This is a genomic window from Terriglobales bacterium, assembly GCA_035624455.1.
GTDB lineage: Bacteria > Acidobacteriota > Terriglobia > Terriglobales > Acidobacteriaceae > DASPRM01.
This window is the reverse complement of sequence record DASPRM010000025.1, coordinates 173419-191849: the sequence shown is the minus strand read 5'-3', so window position 1 is coordinate 191849 and position 18431 is coordinate 173419. Positions and strand designations below refer to the sequence as shown.

18 protein-coding genes are annotated in these 18431 nt (G+C 59.4%); 7 read left to right on the top strand and 11 right to left on the bottom strand.

Features of this window, described 5'->3' with window-relative positions; all coding sequences use genetic code 11:
- Window positions 1-12 precede the first annotated feature (12 nt).
- Entirely contained in the window at window positions 13-702 is a 690-nt protein-coding gene (locus VEG30_03370) for an SDR family NAD(P)-dependent oxidoreductase (GenBank protein HXZ78942.1), read from the top strand.
- Between the two features lie 135 nt (window positions 703-837).
- Here VEG30_03370 and VEG30_03365 read toward each other — a convergent pair whose 3' ends face one another.
- On the bottom strand, window positions 838-1713 hold the full coding sequence (locus tag VEG30_03365; protein ID HXZ78941.1) for a BtpA/SgcQ family protein: 876 nt from the start codon (window positions 1711-1713) through the stop codon (window positions 838-840).
- On the bottom strand, window positions 1697-2752 hold the full coding sequence (locus tag VEG30_03360) for a sugar kinase (GenBank protein HXZ78940.1): 1056 nt from the start codon (window positions 2750-2752) through the stop codon (window positions 1697-1699). The genes VEG30_03365 and VEG30_03360 overlap by 17 nt, the downstream gene beginning before the upstream one ends.
- Before the next feature lie 67 nt (window positions 2753-2819).
- Between VEG30_03360 and VEG30_03355 the strand changes: the two genes are divergently transcribed.
- The 5 genes from VEG30_03355 (at window position 2820) to VEG30_03335 (ending at window position 8024) form a co-directional block, all read left to right on the top strand.
- Window positions 2820-3743, top strand: a complete 924-nt coding sequence (locus VEG30_03355) for a pseudouridine-5'-phosphate glycosidase (GenBank protein HXZ78939.1) — start codon at window positions 2820-2822, stop codon at window positions 3741-3743.
- A 123-nt stretch (window positions 3744-3866) separates the two neighbouring features.
- The gene (locus VEG30_03350; GenBank protein ID HXZ78938.1) at window positions 3867-4589 is read left to right on the top strand and encodes a TetR/AcrR family transcriptional regulator; all 723 of its coding nucleotides are present in this window, start codon (window positions 3867-3869) and stop codon (window positions 4587-4589) included.
- Window positions 4586-5722, top strand: coding sequence for an efflux RND transporter periplasmic adaptor subunit (locus VEG30_03345; protein HXZ78937.1), 1137 nt, complete (start codon window positions 4586-4588; stop codon window positions 5720-5722). Before VEG30_03350 ends, VEG30_03345 begins: the two co-directional genes overlap by 4 nt.
- On the top strand, window positions 5723-6796 hold the full coding sequence (locus VEG30_03340) for an ABC transporter ATP-binding protein (GenBank protein ID HXZ78936.1): 1074 nt from the start codon (window positions 5723-5725) through the stop codon (window positions 6794-6796). It begins immediately after the preceding gene.
- A 115-nt stretch (window positions 6797-6911) separates the two neighbouring features.
- On the top strand, window positions 6912-8024 hold the full coding sequence (locus VEG30_03335) for an ABC transporter permease (GenBank protein HXZ78935.1): 1113 nt from the start codon (window positions 6912-6914) through the stop codon (window positions 8022-8024).
- Window positions 8025-8187: 163 nt separating this feature from the next.
- Here the strand turns inward: VEG30_03335 and VEG30_03330 are convergent, their stop codons facing one another.
- The 8 genes from VEG30_03330 to VEG30_03295 form a co-directional block, all read right to left on the bottom strand.
- Window positions 8188-9714: an alkaline phosphatase family protein gene (locus VEG30_03330; GenBank protein ID HXZ78934.1), complete on the bottom strand. Its 1527-nt coding sequence runs from the start codon at window positions 9712-9714 to the stop codon at window positions 8188-8190.
- Window positions 9715-9961: 247 nt separating this feature from the next.
- Entirely contained in the window at window positions 9962-10537 is a 576-nt protein-coding gene (locus tag VEG30_03325; GenBank protein ID HXZ78933.1) for a polymer-forming cytoskeletal protein, read from the bottom strand.
- A gap of 225 nt (window positions 10538-10762) precedes the next feature.
- Entirely contained in the window at window positions 10763-11923 is a 1161-nt protein-coding gene (locus tag VEG30_03320) for an aldo/keto reductase (GenBank protein ID HXZ78932.1), read from the bottom strand.
- A gap of 44 nt (window positions 11924-11967) precedes the next feature.
- Window positions 11968-12390, bottom strand: coding sequence for a hypothetical protein (locus tag VEG30_03315; protein HXZ78931.1), 423 nt, complete (start codon window positions 12388-12390; stop codon window positions 11968-11970).
- A 135-nt stretch (window positions 12391-12525) separates the two neighbouring features.
- Window positions 12526-13623: an adenosyl-hopene transferase HpnH gene (hpnH, locus tag VEG30_03310; GenBank protein HXZ78930.1), complete on the bottom strand. Its 1098-nt coding sequence runs from the start codon at window positions 13621-13623 to the stop codon at window positions 12526-12528.
- Window positions 13624-13772: 149 nt separating this feature from the next.
- The gene (rsfS, locus tag VEG30_03305) at window positions 13773-14228 is read right to left on the bottom strand and encodes a ribosome silencing factor (protein HXZ78929.1); all 456 of its coding nucleotides are present in this window, start codon (window positions 14226-14228) and stop codon (window positions 13773-13775) included.
- 77 nt (window positions 14229-14305) lie between these two features.
- Window positions 14306-14986: a nicotinate-nucleotide adenylyltransferase gene (gene nadD, locus VEG30_03300; protein ID HXZ78928.1), complete on the bottom strand. Its 681-nt coding sequence runs from the start codon at window positions 14984-14986 to the stop codon at window positions 14306-14308.
- A 124-nt stretch (window positions 14987-15110) separates the two neighbouring features.
- Window positions 15111-16037, bottom strand: a complete 927-nt coding sequence (locus VEG30_03295; GenBank protein HXZ78927.1) for a DUF5996 family protein — start codon at window positions 16035-16037, stop codon at window positions 15111-15113.
- Window positions 16038-16330: 293 nt separating this feature from the next.
- Here VEG30_03295 and VEG30_03290 point away from each other — a divergent pair, with 293 nt between their 5' ends.
- The gene (locus VEG30_03290; GenBank protein ID HXZ78926.1) at window positions 16331-17566 is read left to right on the top strand and encodes an MgtC/SapB family protein; all 1236 of its coding nucleotides are present in this window, start codon (window positions 16331-16333) and stop codon (window positions 17564-17566) included.
- A 60-nt stretch (window positions 17567-17626) separates the two neighbouring features.
- On the opposite strand, the gene VEG30_03285 is transcribed toward VEG30_03290, so the two are convergent.
- Window positions 17627-18343, bottom strand: coding sequence for a lysophospholipid acyltransferase family protein (locus VEG30_03285; protein HXZ78925.1), 717 nt, complete (start codon window positions 18341-18343; stop codon window positions 17627-17629).
- Between the last annotated feature and the right edge of the window lie 88 nt (window positions 18344-18431).

Below are 18431 nucleotides of genomic sequence, written 5' to 3'. Positions count from 1 at the left end.
AACGGTGGTTTCATGACAGGCAAAGTTGTTTTGGTGACCGGTGCGACTGGTGGGCTGGGAACGGCAGTGACCAAGGTCTTTCTTGATGCCGGGGCGATCACGGTGGGCGTGGCGCCCCACGTTCGGGCATCGGATTTCAATCATCCAGCATTCAAGCCGGTACCGGCGGACATCACCATGGCGCAGGGTGCGCAGGATGTGGTTGAGGAGGTACTGCGCCATCTCGGACACATCGACGTGCTGGCTCATCTCGTAGGAGGATTCGCCGGCGGACAGCCTGTGGACAAAATGGACGACCAGACCTGGAAGCGCATGATGTCGCTGAATCTGGACGCCGCATTCTTCATGACGCGCGCTGTCCTGGCGCCCATGCAACGCGCGGGAAGCGGACGAATCATTGCCATCGCTAGCCGCGCGGCCCTGGACCCGGGCGCGAACGTTGGAGCCTACAGCGCGTCGAAGGCGGCTATGGTTTCGCTCATCCAGACTATCGCGATTGAGAATAAAAATCGGGGGATCACGGCCAATTCGATTCTGCCGGCCACGATCGACACCCCGGCAAATCGCAAATTAGATCCAGGCGCGGACTACTCGCAGTGGATCAGGCCGGAAGCGATTGCAAGCATGATCTTGTGGTTGGCAACTGATGCGGGGGCAGTAGTGACAGGGGCGGCGATACCGATGTATGGAGCGCAGCTGTGATTGCTTGCAGAAGTTCGGTGGGTGCCCCACCCACGCCTTCCTTTGGCTTGAGTGGGAGGTCGAGGCGCAGCCTCGACTACTGACCACTGACGACTGATTACTGGCTACTGACTGCTGGTTAGGGATTCCTGATTGCTAACCGTTCACCGCCACTGCCTCTCTCACCGGCTTCACTTTTTCCATGAACGCGCGAACACGGTTTACATCGACGGGATTCTCCATCACGCCGTCTTTCTTGAGGCTTGAGCCCACGATGATCCCGTCGGCAAATTGCAGGAAGCTGGCGACGTTATTGGTATCGCTGCCGCTGCCGATCAACACCGGACGAGTGGCCAGCCGCTTCACCTCACGAACTTTCTCCAAGTCAGGCGCGCTGCCGGTCATGCGTCCGGAAACGATGACGCCATCAGCCCCGTAGAATTCTGTCCACTCGATGTGCGTGGCCAAGTCGATTCCCGGGAATGGCACCGAGTGCTTTTTATCCACATCAGCAAACACGTGGATGCGCTCCGCGTGAAGGTCTTTGCGCTTGCGCATCAGGTCGGCGGCACAGCCGTGGTCGAGTTCGCCCGTATCCCACAGCCGCGAGCCAGTCAGAATGCAAACGCGAATAAAACGTGCTCCTGCGGCAACAGCAATGGAGAGACAAACGATGCCGCCGTTGTGAATTACATTAATCCCGACGGGTAGCGGGAAACTGCGCACCACTTCGGCAGCACCCACGGCCTGCGCAGTCATTGCCTCCGGCTGGACAGATGAGCCGACGTAGTACGGCAGGTCCCACATGTTCTCGACCATCAGGCCATTGACGCCGCCCTCGACCAGGGCTTCCGCGTCTTGCACGGCATGATCGATGATCTTCTGCATGCCATATCCGGTGTAGCCGGGCGAGCCCGGAAGCGGCCACAGATGCACCATTCCGATCACCGGCTTGGGAACTCCGAACAGGTCCGCCAGCGACTTCAGCCGCGGACGATCCATCGCTTGTTTCCACTCAGGCTTGGCTGGCACTGCTACCTCCTCGAGAATTGGGTCGACTTTCTCTAAGCTCTCGGCTCAAGCGCATGACTACTTGCTGCCGAATCGGATCCCAGTCTTGACCGAGCCGTGCGCGGCGGATCAGTCTCAGAATATCGCGGACTCGCGGCATCCTCTCCCCCGCGCCAACGACGGATGCCGCGGCTGCTCCTGCCGCATTCGCAACCAAAGCTGCTTCCATCACGGACCAGCCACGCCAGCGTGCCTGAAGATAGGCTGCAACAAACGCGTCTCCCGCTCCCGTAGTGTCAATCACAGAAACGGAAAAAGCCGGGATTTGCCGCAGTTTGCCAGACTCGAAAATCAGGCAGCCTCGCTCGCCCAGCTTCAAGACTACCTCGCGGGCTCCGGCGCGTCTCAAAGCATCAAATGCCGCTTGCTCAGTGTGCGTGCCGGTGATCGCGCGGGCCTCGTCCACACTCACAAAGAGAATATCCACCTTGCGGCTGACTTGCAAAATTTTGCCCGGAACCTCGAGGCTGGGAGCGCTCCCTACATCCAGTGAGGTAGTTCCGCCCACCTTTCGAATACTGTTGAGAAGATATTCCGCGGTTTTCGCAGTACTGGGGCTCAGGAAGTTGTAGCCGGCAAAGTGTGCGGCGCGTACACTCCGAAGCCACACTGCTTCTTTTCGAGGCTGCACTACTTCGCCGGCGCCGCGGCTCCCGAAAAATGTCCGCTCGCCATCGGGGGTAACCGCGATATACATGATCCCGGTCAGGGCTTTCTTGGTGCGCTGAACTTGCGAGACATCCACTCCCTGGGTCCGTAGAATGCGCAGCACGATGTCGGCGAAGCCGTCGTGGCCTACCGCTCCCAGCAGGCGAACTGGCACTCCCCAGCGTGCGAGCGACACGGCACAGTTGGCGGCGACGCCTCCACAATGCAGTTCGAGCCGTGGAGAAAGGCAGTCCTCGCCGGCATTGGGCAAAGCTTGGATCGGCGCCAGGATGTCGAGGGTAATGTCTCCAAGTACGACAACGCGACCTGGGCGTGACTTGTGTGGGTTCACCGCCCGGCATTGTAACGGACGCGGTCTTTTGGTCCGGTCATTGCTCCGAAGAGCAGTGGAGGATTAGTTGGGCGACTATCTTGAGCTCTCGGACGAGATAGCGAAAGCGCTAGCCGAAGGAATACCCGTGGTAGCGCTGGAGACGACGGTAATCGCGCATGGACTGCCGCCGCCAATGAATCTCGAGACGGCTCACAAAATGGAAGCCGTTGTTCGGGAAGAAGGAGCAATTCCGGCAACGATCGGTATTCTCAATGGAAGGGCGAAGGTGGGCGTCTCGGACGGCGAATTAGCAACATTCGCCCAGGGAGATCGGGTGGCTAAGGTGAGCTGTGCCGATCTCGCTGCGATTCTAGCCTCGGGCGGCGTAGGAGCGACCACTGTGGCGGCGACGGTCTTCATCGCTGCGCGCGCCGGCATACCGGTTATGGCTACGGGTGGGATTGGCGGAGTTCATCGCGGTGCGGAAGACAGCTTCGACATTTCTGCCGATTTGGGAGAGCTGGCCAGAAGTCCGGTAGCAGTGGTTTGTGCCGGAGCCAAGGCGATTCTCGACCTGCCACGCACCCTCGAGGTGTTGGAGACTCTGGGCGTTCCGGTGGTGGGTTGCAGCACCCACGAATTTCCTGCTTTCTTTTCGTTAGATAGCGGGTTGCGCCTGAACCATCGCATCGACACGCCAGACGAGGCTGCGAGGTTGATGAAAGCGCACTGGAACCTGGGGCTTCGCAGCGGCATCGTATTCGGCAATCCTCCACCGAAAGAGAGCGCGTTGACCTCGGCTGAAGTGGAGACTCTGATGTCCAAGGCGCTCGTGTCCGCAAAAGAAGCTCAAGTTCCGGGCAAGGCAGTGACTCCGTACTTGCTAACCGAACTGGCGCGACTGAGTGACGGCAGAACGCTTAGGACGAACCTGGCTGTGCTGGAGAACAATGCGCGAGTAGCAGCCGCCGTGGCTGTGGCTTACAGCCAATTAGAGCACGGTGAATAGGCGAGACCTTGTGGTCGAATATCGCAAATGACCAGTTTAAATTCAATAACTTAACCGCCAATACGTTTTCTCTTGTTTTTCCCGCGTTTCCTCTGTAAACTAACTAACCAGTTAATTAAATATATGTCCACTGCCACCGCAAAACTCAAAATCAAGTCGGGCTCCCGGGGCATGCCGGAGAAGACCCGCGCTGCCATCCTCAAGGCCGCGATTCGGGAATTTTCCGAGCATGGGGTTGCGGGTGCGCGCACGGATGAGATCGCGCGCGCCGCCGGCGTCAACAAGGCCCTGCTCTATTACTACTTCCATGACAAAGAGGCCCTGTACGGGGCCGTGCTGGACAGCGTGTTTTCGGGATTAGTGACGCGGGTTCTTCCCATACTGGAGAGTGATCTGCCCCCGGGCGACAAGATCATGCGTTATGTGGGGGCCTACTTTGACTTCATCGCCAGGTCGGCAGGCGATTCGAGTCTGCTGCCCCGGCTCGTACAGCACGAAATGATGCGTGCCGGACGCAATCGCTCTCCGCACTTGAAGCACTTGGTCGAGCAGTACTTCCTACCGTTATTTCAGCGGGTGACACGAACATTGCAGCAAGGCATCGAAAGCGGAGAATTTCGGCCCCTAAGGGTCGAACACTTTGTGCCGTCAATGATTGCCGTCACGGTTTTCTATTTCAACAGCCTGCCTGTAATCCGGCTGATTTTGCCGGGAGATCCGCTGTCCCCCGAGCGGATCGCGGAGCGGCGCGCAGCGGTTCTGGATTTGATCGCCGCGGCGCTGTTTCGTTCGCCAGAAGCTGCTGGCGAAAGTTTGGCGCGCGAGCAGGAGGGAGGGCCCCAGTGAAGCCAGGCAAAAAATTCGCGATATTGCTGGCCATCATTCTGGCGGTAGCGGTGGCTTATTACTTCTATTCCACTGATCGCAACCGGTCGCTGGTGCTGATCGGCACCGTGGACGCGAACCAGGTCATCGTGAGCGCCAAGATTTCCGGCCGTATCGAAAAGCTGCTGGTGGATGAGGGATCCGAGGTCAAGCTGGGAGATCTGATCGCCCAGTTGGATACCGCCGAGATGCTCGCCCAGAAACGACAGGCGGAGGCTATGTATTCCAGCCTGCGGTCGCGGGTGGCGGAATCGCGCGCTACCGAACAGGCAACCTCGGGATCGACGTCGAGTGACGTTTACAACGCTCAGGCCAAGCTGGAGTCAGTTCAGGCACAGCTGGTGGAATCGCAAGCTGACCTCGAGCGCCAGAAGCTGGACACGGCGCGCATGGTATCGCTGGCTGACCAGGGAGTGGCCTCGCAGCAGGATCGCGACCGCGCGACGGCATCGCTGAAGCAGGCACAGGCCCGCGTCGACTCACTGCAGCACCAGATCAGCGCCGCCCGCGCGGAATTGCAGGCGGCGAAAGCGCGCACAATGCAGGCAAATGCGGCGATTAAAACGGTCGACGTAAATCGCGCCGCAGCGGTCAGTGCGCAGGCACAGATCGCTGAAATGGAAGCCCGCCTGAATTACACCAAGGTTTATTCGCCGGTTTCAGGGATTGTGTCGGTGCGCGCCGCGCGTGAAGGCGAGGTTGTGAGTCCGGGCACGCCTATCGTGACCGTGGTGGACTTGAGCGACACCTGGGTGCGGGCCGCAATTCCAGAGACCTACGGTACGAAAGTTGCCATCGGCGAAACCCTTCCGGTCCGCCTGCCTTCGGGAGAAGAAGTGACTGGCAAGGTGATTTTCAAAGGCGTGGAAGGTGATTTTGCAACCCAGCGCGACGTCAGCCGCCGCAAACGTGACATCAAGACGGTCGCGCTCAAACTGCAGATCGACAACAGCCAGCGGAAGCTGGTGCCGGGCCTGACCGCCGAGGTGCTGGTCCCCCAGCAGGTGTTGAAACGGCCGGTGAGCGCGCCTTTTCTGCCGGCCCAGGATAGGAACGGCGGGAGCTCGCACAGCGCCGTGGCGGAGAAAAACTAGGTGCTTGGGGACTTCAATCCGAAGACCGGCAACGGCTCTGCAGCCGGGGTTGCAGGTGGAGATGGAAACGCGAATGCTTCACGCGCGCTCGCCGTAGAGGTCAGCCACATCGTCAAGAAGTTTGGCGAGTTCACAGCGGTGGATCATGTGTCATTTTCCGTCGCTGAAGGCGAAATCTTCGGCCTCCTGGGACCAAATGGGGCCGGGAAATCCACCTTGATCCGCATGATGACCACGCTGATCCCCATCACCGCGGGGTCGGCGAAGATCACCGGGCATGACGTAGCCAGCGAACCGGATGCTGCTCGCAGCAACATCGGAGTGATTCCGCAGGCGATGACAAGCGATCCCGATCTCACGGTGGATGAGAATCTGAACATCTACGCCAAGCTCTACAGCGTCCCTGCGGATCAGCGCAAACACAACATCGACGAACTGCTGGAACTGGTGGATCTGTCGAAGTGGCGCAGCGCGCAGACCAAGACGCTTTCCGGAGGAATGCGGAGACGGCTGGAGATCGCGCGTGGCCTGGTGCACTCTCCGAAGATCTTTTTTCTGGATGAACCGACCACCGGGTTGGATCCCGTCTCGCGTGTCGCCGTCTGGGAGATGCTCACGCGCATTAAGAGCGAGCGGAATCTGACTGTGCTGATCACAACGCACTACATGGATGAGGCCGATCGGCTCTGCGACCGCATCGCCATCGTGGATCATGGCAAGTTGGTCGCTCTGGATACACCGATGGCGCTGAAGCAAACCGTGCCGGGCACGAATGTGATCGAAGCCCAATTTCTCCATGCTCCTGCGGATTGGGAACAGGAATTGCGGCAATTGGAGGACGTGCACAACGTGCAGCACGAAGGCGCCAACATGTACCGCATCATGACCTCCGCTGGCCCGCGCACCACCACCGCGCTGGTGGAATTGGCGCTCAAGAGCGGAGTGGAAGTGAAGTCGCTGTCGGTGCAGAGCACGACTTTGGATGATGTGTTTGTCCACTATACGGGACGGCAGCTGCGCGATGAGCAGGTGAAAGCGTTCGGATTTGTGATGCCGACTCGTCCCGGGTATTAGTGATGAATTTACTGAGCTGAGCCACGAACTTGAGGGTGCCCCATCCTAGCCGTCGTTTGGTTGGGGTGGAAGGTCGAGGCGAAACCTCGACAGATGCGGCAATAGGGAACGAATCATGCAACGGATGTGGGCCATAGTCGAACGTGAATTGCGCAAGTTCCTGCGCTCGCCAGCGCTGATGATGGTATCGATGGTCTTTCCGCTGGTGCAGCTCCTCGTGCTGGGCAATGCCTTTGGCGGAAAGATTCGCGATGCGCGGCTGGGCGTGGTGGACCAGGATGGCGGCACACAAGCACTGAAGATCCGCGAGGCGTTTGATTCCGTGCAGGCCACCGCACGCACCTTTCGTCCGATTTACTACAGCGACGATCGGCAGGTGATGAACGATGTCCGCAACGGCAAGCTCGACGCCGCCGTGGTCATTCCCCCGCAGTTCTCCCGCCGCATGTATGAGCAGGAACATCCGCGCATCGCGCTGATCGTGGACAACAGCGACAACTTCATGAGTTCCTCTCTCGAAGACAAAATGCGCGAGCTGACGGACGCGCTCAATGATCCCGTGGTCGAGCCCCGGATATTGCAGAAGGTCGTGCTCGATACAGTAGAGCTGTATCCCTACATCGAGTATTTGAAGTATTTGCTGCCCGGCTCGATTGCGCTGGCTATGTTTGTTTCGGTGATGATCGGCGGCGGCATGCTCTACATCGACGACAAAGCGCGCGGCATTCATGAAGGCTACCTCGTCACGCCGATCACCAAAACCGAGCTGGTCCTGGGTTTGAATGTGGCGGGCGCGATTAAGGCCGTGGGCGCGGGAATCGTGATCACTTTTGTGGGCTCGCTGATTGCCGGCGTGAGCAACACCTTTCATCCCACCACGTTTCTATGGCTGTTGGGGATGATTCTGGCCACTTCGCTGGCATTCAACACCATGATGTTCCTGATGATGGTGCGGGTGGAGGATCCGCTGGTGCCACGCGCGATTTTCGGCGTGCTCAACACGTTGCTGTTTTTTCCCAGCGGTTCGATTTATCCCATCAAGGCATTCCCGGCTTGGCTCAGGGCCATCGCGATTGTGGATCCATTCACCTACGCGGTGCACGGATTCAAGGCGCTGCTGCTGAAAGAGGCGGGCTTCGCCGCCATCTGGCAGGACATGCTGTTCCTGACGCTGTTTGCGATGGTAATGATCAGCGTGGCAACGCCGTTGTTTAAGAGGACGCTCTAGGGGAAGCTGGGTTTAGCGGCATCCAAGTGTCTGCACGAAGTCTTTTCCGAGTCCTCCCTCCACTTGGAGCACGCTTTTCTTCTTGCCGGTATTGCCGAAAGCCGCGGACAGGGGTCTCCACGCCACACGCGGCAGGGCAAGACCCGAGCTGCGCAGGGGCTCTCTATGGCAAGTGATCCAAATAGCAAGCACCGTTGGTCGGCTGCGCCGGGGTTGTGGGCGGTGTTTGCCAGGGAGGATTGCTGAAGTCGAAGAACTCGGTCATATCCATTTGTGCGGCATCGCGCTTGGTCAAGCTGGGAAGACCCCAACGAGTCTCCACCAACTTGAGCCAGGCGGTATAGTCGGCCACGGTGTGCGAGACAAAGTTCTTCTTGGTGAAGGGCGAGACTACGATCAGCGGCACCCGGTAGCCGGTAAAGACGAAGTCGCAGTTCGGGCCACTATTTCCTACACAGATATCCGGGCCGTTCGGAGGCGGACCTTGTTGCAGGTCGATGGGCTTGATGCCGTCCGGACTTACCGCTGGTTGTGGCGGCACGTGATCATAGAAACCTCCGAATTCATCGAAGGTGAGAATGAACACGGAGTCCTTCCAGGCAGAACTCTTCATGAGAGCGCCGATCAAGGTGGAAACATACTGCGATCCGACCTGAACGCTGCCCCCCGGTTCGCCATCATCCAGCCCCGGGTGCTCATCCAGGCCACTGTTGAAACCCGGCTCAATGTAAGCCACCGAAGGCAGGGTTCCATTGTTTAGGTCAGTGAAGAATTGATCCACCCCTACAACATTTTGCGGATATTTGGCGCCCGCGGTGAACGGGTTTAAGTCGCTGTCGTTTACTGGAGGATTGGCGTGCGTAAGATCGGTAACATAGATTTTCCATGACACCCCGGCATTCTGCAGCAGGTCGAAGACGGTTGTGTTACTGAGGGGCGGGGCACCCGCGGCCAGCGGGTAGACGTGGCCCGCCGAGGTTGCCGCCACCATGTACATTCGGTTGGCCTGCGTACGCGACATGACAGGCGAAAACCAACGATCGGAGGTCGCGAAACTCGACGCCAGGAAGCGGTAGTAAGGGAGGTCGCTGGCGTCGTAGTAGGCCATAACACGCTTGCCGTCCACGTCGGAAAAGCCTTCGTTTCGTGCGTCATGGGCGGCCGTCCAGACGAAGCCGTCAAGAGTGGGAGTCGACGAAACTGGGTTGCTGAGATTCCAATCCACGTGATCCTCATTCCAGGACGGGCTCGGATTTTCAATGCACTGCGAGATCATGTGAAAGGACGCAATCTGCGGACTGTTGGCGTCAATAGTGCAGTCGTTCCCGGGAAACGGAAACGCCGGGTCGCATCCCGGGTTAGTCGGAGCAGGCCCCTGCAGCGGTGAAGCGCCCGATGGCGGATTGAACTGCGGCAGTCCGTCGAAAGACTGATCCGGAAAGCCATTGGCGGCCCAGTACTGGCGCATGTCGCCGAAGTAGTGGTCAAACCCACGGTTTTCCTGCGCCATGAAAATGATGTGATTGATCTGAGTCAGACCGGCTTGCGTCGACACGCTGGAGGGATCGGAGCTTGAGGTGAGACCCTGACATCCGGCCAGCGCCAATATGGCGGCAGCCGCCAGGATCAACAAGGCAAGTTCGCGGGCATTTGCTCCCCGAACACGGTTCCCCTGATCGCTATCAGGCATTCACGTCCTCGCCAAAAAGGTAGTCAGTTACAGAGCGACGCTGAGATGCAGTAAATGGCCGGACTGTTGGCCGATCGCGCTAGATGCTCAAACGGATGGACTTAGCGGAAAGCTGTTAGCGCGATTGATGGGGAGAACGGCAGCGCATCTTGAGAAACGCGCACAAAAAAGAGGGGACCTTGCGGTCCCCTCCTGCACTTGGCTGACAGGGCGAGAGGTGCGTCGACGAGAGCCTGCCGAATGGCTGCTAGTCGGCGCTCAGTGCTGCTTCAAACTCTTCCAATTTCGAGGAACGCGAGGACGACGAAGTCGAGCTCGATTCCGGCTTGAACGAAGTGGATTCCGGCTTCGAGTCTGATTTCGATTCGGGGCGGGCGGCCTTGGCATCACCCTTCATATCGATGCTGCCCTTGAAGAAGGCGCCCTCTTCGATGCTGATGCGCTTGGCAATCACGTCGCCGGTGAGCGAGCCGCCGGTGCGGATGTCGAGGCGGTCGCCCACGGTCACGTTGCCTTCCAGGGTGCCGCGCACCACGACTTCAGCCGCCGTGATGCTGGCCTTTACTTTACCGGTCGCGCCAATATTGACGTAGTTCCCGGGTAGGCGAACCGAGCCTTCCACCTGGCCTTCGATCAGCACCGACTCGGAGCCGGTGATCTCGCCCTTGATCACCAGGGACTTGCCAATCACGGCGTGATTGGTGTTGGCCACCGGCTTGGGCGTGTTGAATTCAGTGTACGAACGGTTTTCCGCGGGCTTGGCTGCGGGTGGCTGGGGCGCTGGACCGGTGCTCGTTCCATCAACAGGTGTGGGCTTCCACATGTGTCAGATCCCTTCGTGGCGGAGATGAGAAAGTTTTTATCTGTATTCCTGAGGCTTGGCGAGGTGCCGGAGGCGCATGTCTCGATGGACGGAAGGACAGTGGGGGTGATGTACGGTGGGTTGGCAGCAATCCGAGCGACGCGCCCGTCTTGCTTCTTCCGACCCCCGTCTTTTGCGAGTCACGGGCGCGGAGTCGAAGGATCGGCTTTTGGCGCTGACTGCTGACTACTCCCCAGCTTCGCTGAACATACCTTCCCAGGCCTCGCGCGGCATCGGAGGTTGCGCCGCGACCCTTATATTCTCGAGAACATGCGCGCTCTGGCCCATTCCGATCAGCGATGAAGTAAGGTTGGTGGCAGAGCGCGCGAACTGGATGGAGTTTTCCGCATCGCTCTCGAGCCCGAGCTTTTGCCGCAGGGGATCGGGCATGCCGCTGGTTAACTGTCCCTGATAAAGCGTGGCGCTTCCCATCACCGCGATGCCGAAATCGGTCGCAAGCTGCAAAAGTGAACCCTGCCGGCCATTGCAGCTGTGATTTCCCAAAGCCCAGGCCTCAGTCATTGCCAGACTGAATGGCAGTTGTACGAAACGGAAATGGTGTTCTGGACCGCCGACTTCGCGCGCGGTGTGCACCATGCGCTCTAAATTCATGTAGCCCTTCTGGGTGGGGGCGAGACGAAAACCGTTCCACGTGGCCGCGCCATAGAAACGGATTTTGTTTTCGGTGACTGCGGTCTCTAGCGCAGTGAAGGCCGCCCCGATCCGCTTCCAGAAGATGTCTTCGTTGACCGCGCCGAGTTGATGCTCCGGATTGTGAAGATAGAAGACGTCGATTGTCTCGAGTCCCAGGTTGCGGCGGCTGCGCTCGATCTGATCAGTCAGGTATTTGGGGGCCATGCAGTGGACGCTACCAGCGACTTCGCTTCTGTCCATCACCCTGCGCTGAAAATACTCCTGCTCGAAGTAGGCCGCCGGATCAGCAGGCACATCGCCATCAAAAGCCAGATAGCCAGCCTTTGTGCAGACCACGACTTCATCCCGCTGGACCTCGCCGGTTGCCACGAGTTGTGCCAGAGCGGCTCCCAGGTTGCGCTCCGAGCGCTGGTGGCGGTAGTTGATGGCGGCGTCGAGCACGTTGATTCCGGAGCGCAAAGCCTGGATGATGGCCTCGGTGTAGGAGCGGTCGGCAGCATCGTCGGTCTCGCCGAGGTATGTGCCCAGAGCAATGGAGGAAAGCGTGAGGTCGGAGGCGCCGGGAACGTGCCGCGGCTGGCGAAAATGTCCCGCCTGTTGCAGGGCGGGAAAGCGGCCGGCGTAGCGAGCCGTGCCTTCAGGTGAGACCGATCCTGGCAGCATGGAGGCAAGTGTAACAGGGTGGAGCCGCACCTTCTTCCTCACCGATCAGAACCGCCAGAGACCTGGTGAAGCAATCAGTCGAGCGGTTCCGAGTCGATGCCGATGTTCTTTTCCCCAGCCGCCTTCTTTTCCTTGTACTTCTTGACCCAGGCTTCGAAACTTTTGCCGGCAGCTGTATCGCGTCCGGTGAAGGCAAGGCCGGCGATATCGGAGTAACGCAGGGTTATCTTGCCGGATTGATTCCTGGGCATGAACCGGACAGTGCACTCGTTCAGCGATGAGCTGTGGCTGCGGCGGTCGAAGATGTAGCCCTCGATGCTCTCCCCGTTTTTCAGCGTGATAGTGATGTCGCCGCGGTAGTCAAAGGCTTTCTCCAGCGCCAGGCGGATTTCCTCGTCGCTCGCCATTTGCGGAATCCAGCCTTCGAGCCTTTCGTGGACCGTGCCGAGGGATTCTTCGTCTGAATCGGAGTGGGGGGTGAGCTTGGGATCGCGCATAGGAAAACTGTTATCTCGTAAATGTTAAATGAAGAACTGCAATTCAAAGTCTCTAACTTGGCGCTGGAGGGGACAAATGAAGAGATGCTTCGTCCGCGACGCGGGCTTAGCACGACCCCAGGGTAAGAAACAATCTCAGCCTTCGGGCGTGGTGATTTGCACCAGTTGCCGCGGAGGATGGTGAGAGGGCGCCGCGCCGCCGGGCACATCCGGATCCTTGTAGCGGTGGAAGAATGTGGCACGCATCGTTGCCAGGAATCCGGCCAGCGAGCCGAAGGTGTGATTGACCGCGCTCGTCTCATACCCGCTGTGCACCATGCAATTGGCGCACTTGTGGTTGCCGCTGCGCGCGCCGTAGTGTTCCCATTTGGTTTCCCGAATCAGTTCCTCGAAGCTATCGGCATAACCGTCCTGCAGCAGGTAGCAGGGTTTCTGCCAGCCAAAGATGTTGTAGGTGGGCATGCCCCAGGGAGTGCACTCGTAGTCGCGGCGGCCCATGAGGAACTCGAGGAAGAGCGGGCTCATGTTGAATTTCCAGCGCGGACTTCGATTGCTCAGAATTTCGCGGAACAAGCGGCGCGTCTTCTTCTTGCTGAGGAAATGCTCCTGGTCGGGCGCCTTGTCGTAGGTGTAGCCGGGGGACAGCATCATGCCCTCAACCCCGAGGTCCATCATCTCGTCGAAGAACTGGCGGACGCTCTGCGGATCGGCGCCGTCGAACAAAGTCGTATTGGTGGTGACGCGGAAACCGCGCGCGAGAGCGGCGCGGATCGCGGCCACGGCCTTGTCGTAGGTGCCTTCGCGGCAGACGGAGAAGTCGTGGTGCTCGCGCTGGCCGTCCATGTGGACGACAAACGAAAAATACTTGCTGGGCGTGAATTGATCCAGCTTCTCGCTAAGCAGCAGGCCGTTGGTGCAGAGATAGACATACTTCTTGCGCGCCACCAGGCCGCGGACGATCTCGGCGATTTGCGGATGCATCAGCGGCTCGCCCCCGGGGATGCTCACCAGCGGAGCGCCACATTCTTGGACTGCCTGGAAGCACTGCTCGGGCGTGAGGTCTTTCTTCAGCACATGCGCGGGATATTGGATTTTTCCGCAGCCGGCGCAGGCGAGGTTGCAGCGCATCAGCGGTTCCAGCATCAGGACCACGGGATAGTGCTTCCGCCGCTTCAGCTTCTGGCTGATGACGTAGGAAGCTACGGTCCACATCTGGGATACGGGCACTGGCATATCGAGCTGCGCTGACCTCACACGGCGGGGCGCACCCCACCTCAATCAATCTTACAGGATAAGGGCGGGAAGGAGATAGTTCCATCGGAGAATCGGGCAATCGGGGAAATTGAAAGTTGAAAAGTAATCGGATCAGCCGGTGTTTTTCCTTATTTCCTCTTACTCACCCTAGCTCGAAGGCGTTTGCCCGCCGCTGAGGACGCACGAGCTTTGCGCGGGGCGGATGCGGCGGCGATGAATTCGGCAGCATTTAATTGTGTGGCCGACTTCCACAGCCGCTCCAGGTTGTAGAAGTTGCGGGCCCGGGTGGAGAAGATGTGGACGACGAAGTCCACGTAGTCGAGCAGCACCCACTCCGCCTGGTTGTATCCCTCAACGTGGGCGGGGCGCAGCCCGGATTTCTGCAGCTGCTCTTGGACGGCATCGGCGATGGCCTGAATCTGCCGCGGATTGCTGCCCGAGCAAATGAGGAAATAATCGGTGAAGGCGCCGGAATGCTTGCCCATTTCGAGGAGGACAATGTCGTCGGCCTTGCGGGATTCGGCCGCCTCGATCGCGGCCAGGAGTTGCTGCCGAGTCTGATCAATCTTCTTCTTATTTGCCATGAACGATCTGGTTATTGAGTGTCGAGAATGGATTGCTTTGCCATTACACGGTAGCAGAGCACTTATAAACATGATTATTAATCCGGAGGCGAACGATAAAGGTTCATCTTACGGATGTAGTCGGCGACGGCGCTGGGAACCAGGCGGTCCAGATTGCGGCCGGAGCGGACCGCGGAGCGAATCTGGGTGGCGGAGATGTCGCGATGCACGCCGGTCAGCAGATGGATTTTGACGTCCCCGAGGACGATCCTGTTTTGGGGACGCGAGCGGCGAGTGGCCCAGGCCGCTGCCGACGGGCGAATACCTGGGGGCAAGGCAGCCGCGACGTCGTCCAACGAAAACCCAGGGCGGTTGGCGACGATGAATTCCGCTTCGTGCAGTACGTTTTCGGCCTCATGCCATGTGGCGATCTCGAGAAAGGCGTCGATGCCGATGATGAGCACCAGTCGATCGCCGCGTTTTAGCGTAGGCCGTATGCGGCGCAGAGTGTCGATGCTGTAGCTGGGCCGCCGACCTCCTTCTCCGGCAGGCGCCTCCATCAACGACGGGACAAAACCGGCATGGCCTGCGGTAGCCAGGGTCACCATGGCATAGCGATGTTCGAACGAGGCCAGCGGCTGGCGGCGCTTGTGCGGGGGCCTGCCCGACGGCACAAACAAAATGCGCTCCAGACGGAATTGACGGCGGGCGGCGCTGGCCACCGCCAGGTGACCACGATGAATGGGATCGAAGGTGCCGCCGAAGATTGCGACGTTCATCGAAAGCGAACAGTTTCCAGTTTACGGCGGCAACTGGCAAGGGGAATTTCCGCAGCGCGGTCAGCATTCAGAAATCAGGATTCAGCAATCGGCCACTGAACTGCCCGCAGGTCGGCTTCTCGTATCAACTCGCGGCGCGAGGCAGCCTCTCCAGCGCATTGCGATCCCACTTGCCGAGGGTGGCGGCGGCCTCGTAGGTGCTCTGGCAAAAATCCAGCAATGACGTGCTGGGCGACTTCGCCTTGCGAACGTCGTCATACATCAGAAGGAATTCGCCAAGTTGTTTGTGGTAGAAGGCGGCCTCCGGCTTGACGCGCGCCTCCTTGAAACCCTGCGGTTCGGGCACGGTGTAGGAGTAGAAGGCGGCTTCCTTGATGTCTCCGCTGCCGGGCCAAAAGCCGACGCTGATCACCTCATGGGAATAGGCTTCACGCGTCATGGCGTCGGCGCCGGGCCGTTCCGGCGCCCGCCGGCCGGAAAAACGGCTTACTGCCAGGTCGAAACTTCCCCAGAAGAAGTGCACCGGGCTGGATTTGCCGATGAATCGTGCCCTGAATTGCTGGAAAACAGAATCCACCGACAACAGGATGCGCCAGAATTTTTCCACTGGCTTGGAGTCGTATGACGCGTGCACCCGATCCTGGTCGAATGGGATGGGATCGGGAATTTCAACCGGCATGTGCCAGATTTTGACCTCGATCCCCGCCGACCGAAGCATCTTCATGAAGTCCTGGCAGAAATCAGCCACCGAGCGCGGGCCAAGCGGCAGTGTCTTCACGGCTCCGTCACTGGTCTCAAGCACAAGCCGATGCTCGAGGAAGTCGAACCAGAGCTCGAAGGACCGTTCGCCGCAGGGAATGCGCGATGTGGTGAGACCCCGCGCAGTGACATATAGCGGGACATTCCACCAGTGGTTCACCAGCGGGGTGAGCGCCAGCCGGACTTTTCCGACAATCTGTGTCCACATGTGGAGCGTGGCGTAGGTATCCTTCCAGGCTTCCAGGGATAGCGTGGGCCAGCATTCGGGTCGATCGGCAGCCAAGGTGGACATAAGCGTTCCTGGGTTATTGTGCACGCCGCAGGCGAAGATTTCTATGTCCTGAATAGGAAACTGCAGATCCCTCGTCGGGCTGCGCCGACCGGTGATGTCATTGGTTTGTTTGTTGTTGCGGCGCGGCTGAAGCGGCGCCCTTTCAAAGCCAAGCGAAACATGGTTGCCTCGCCGCGATGCGGGCTCAGCATGACCCCAAAGCGGACCGGAAGGTCAGTGTTGGCTCAAAAGGTGACAGCCTGCCGATTGCTCCGTAAAATCGGCAGCCGGCGCGCGGTTAGCGTCACTGCTCGTTGAACTTTTCTACTCAAGCCGTCGGTTTTGCCCTGGCCATTGCGATCGGACTGCTGGTTGGCCGATCCCGCGAGGCGGAAGAGGAGACCGGGCCTCCCAAACCTGGCCTTCGCGATTCCGTACTGGTCTCGCTCTTGGGAGCGCTCTGCGGCTCCATCGGAAATATCACATTAACCGTTACCGCGCTGGCCGCGACCGCGGGCGTGCTGCTGATCATGCGCGCCCAGCACCCGAAGCGGACCGGCATCACGACCGAACTAGCGGAACTCGCTATCTTCCTGCTGGGATATCTCTGCCTCACCCAGCGGGTTCTGAGCGCAGCGCTAGCCATCACGCTGGCCCTGATTCTGGAGCGCAAGACGCAACTGCATCGCATCGCGCTCCAGACCATTTCCGAGCAGGAATATGGCGACATTCTCAAGTACCTGGCGCTGGTGTTTGTGCTGTATCCGCTGCTTCCCAAGGGTGCATACGGTCCTCTGCAGTTCTTCGAGCCGCGCAAGATCTGGTTGTTTGTGATCCTGGTTTCAGGAATCTCCTTTATCGGCTATTTCCTGACGAAATTCGTAGGGCCGGGCAAAGGCTTGCAGCTGAGCGCGGTGGTGGGAGGGCTGGCCTCGACAACCGCGTCGACGGCGGCGATATCGCGGGCGGTTCCAGAGAACGCGCGCGCGGCAGTGAGCCTGGCGGGAGCAACCCTGTTGGCGAATTGCATCCTGTTTCCGCGCACCTTGATTATTCTGCTGGCGGTCAGCCCACAGCTGGCAAAGAAATCGCTCCCCATGCTCAGCGCAATGCTGGTTGTGGGAGCGCTGGCGTCATGGATGCTGGGACGTCGGGAAGCGGGCGCCGCCGCTCCCAAGATGCCTCGCGTGTTCAAGAACCCGTTCACCATCGGCCCCGCACTGCGGCTGGGGGTGGCGTTCACGGTAATTCTTTTCCTGATCAAGGCGGGAAAGCAGTATTTCGGGAGCAGCGGGCAACTGGTCGCCTCCGGGATTTCCGGACTCATCGATGTGGATCCCGTATCGCTGTCACTGGGAAGCTCAGTCAATACGGGGGGGACGCCTATATCTCAAGCGTTGTTTGCGATCCTGGTGGCGATTGCGGCGAATTCAGTCTTCAAGACCGGCCTCGCAGTGGGCAGCCGGAATTCCGCCTTCTATCTGCGCGTCGCGGCCGGATTCGGGTTAATGCTGGTTGCGGGAGCGGTCGTGCTCTACTTTGTGCACTGAGGCAAGGACCATCGGTCGGGACAGCCGAAGCTCACAGTTTTCGACTTTCAATTTATCCGCTTACCCGATCTTCTCCAAGCCTTTCTCTGCAGCTATTCGCACCCGGTCCAGGGCTGCCTGCATTTCGGCATGTAACTGCTCCATCGCCGCGGTGTCGGCATCTTTGGGAACCGGGATCAGGCGGCTGACCCGCAGATACACCCGCGAGAAGGGCTTGGGGAGCATGAAGCGGTCCCATGAATTCAGCTCCCAGCATCTCTCTGCAGCGATGTGAAAGGCCACGATCGGCGTCTCTGTATTTCGCGCCAGCAGCACTGGGCCGGGCTTAGCGACGTACATGGGCCCGCGCGGGCCATCAATGGTGAATGCCACCGCACGCCCGGCGTCGATCACGCGATGCATTCCCAGCAGGGCGCGGACTCCTCCGCGGCTGCTCGAGCCCCGCACCGGCTCGTATCCGAAATGCGAGATGATGCGGGCGATGTATTCCCCGTCGAAGCTGCGGCTGGTCATGACTGCGATCTGGCGGTTGCGGAAGTGATAGCAGGCGGCAATGGTGCAGCGATGCCAGAAGACGTAGACGGCGGTCTTGAGAAACTCGCTGGGCGGTCCGCCTTCCTCGATGCTGACCGTGTATTTCAGCGTCGGGCCGATGAGGCGGATGAATAGCGTCCCTGCCCACGTCACCAGCCACAACAGCAGGCGTTGGCGAGGCGAGAAGTCGGCGACTTCGGCTTCCGCTTCTTCACGCGCGGCTGGTGGGGTAACAACGTCCATTGATCTGAATTCCATTGTTTCACGTGTCGTCCCTGTCGGGACTCGAGATCTGTTAAGCCCGGAACCCGGCACTCACGTATCAGTCTAT